This is a genomic window from Rhodopseudomonas sp. BR0C11, assembly GCF_010820945.1.
GTDB classification, from domain to species: Bacteria; Pseudomonadota; Alphaproteobacteria; order Rhizobiales; family Xanthobacteraceae; genus Rhodopseudomonas; species Rhodopseudomonas palustris_H.
Genome location: NZ_QTKI01000857.1, coordinates 1 through 433 on the forward strand (window position 1 = coordinate 1; position 433 = coordinate 433).

Sequence of the window (433 nt, forward strand, 5' to 3'; positions counted from 1 at the left end):
GTGCAAGGAAGTCTGGCTGGCGCGGCCCGAAGACGTGCAGAGCGACGTCCGTGTCGCCGCCATGACGGTCGAAGAACAGCAGCCGGCCACCGACGACCTCGCCAATGATCCCGGATGGGGCGTGACCGAGGACGAGCAGGACACCCCGGTCGTCGAGAGCCCGCCGATTACCGCCGACCTGCCGGGTCAAGGCGACCAGGATCCATTCACGCGCGCGCTCGCCAACGAGCCTGCGCCGGGCGACGAAGAGGAGCTACCGCCGCGGCGCAAGCGCAAGCCCTCGTTCGGCACCAAGCGCCGGCCGCGCAGCATGAAGGAGCGGCTGGCGGAATTCCGCAAGGAGTCGCTGAAAGCCGCCAAGGGACTGTTCACCGCGCCGCTGGCGATCGCGGTGTTCGGTTCGGTGGCGCTCGGTCTGTTGATCTGGCGCGCC

General features: G+C 69.3%; 1 pseudogene. It reads left to right on the forward strand.

Going from position 1 to position 433, the window contains the following annotated elements:
* Positions 1-433, forward strand: a pseudogene (locus tag DYI24_RS27800) (thioredoxin); the annotation flags it as partial.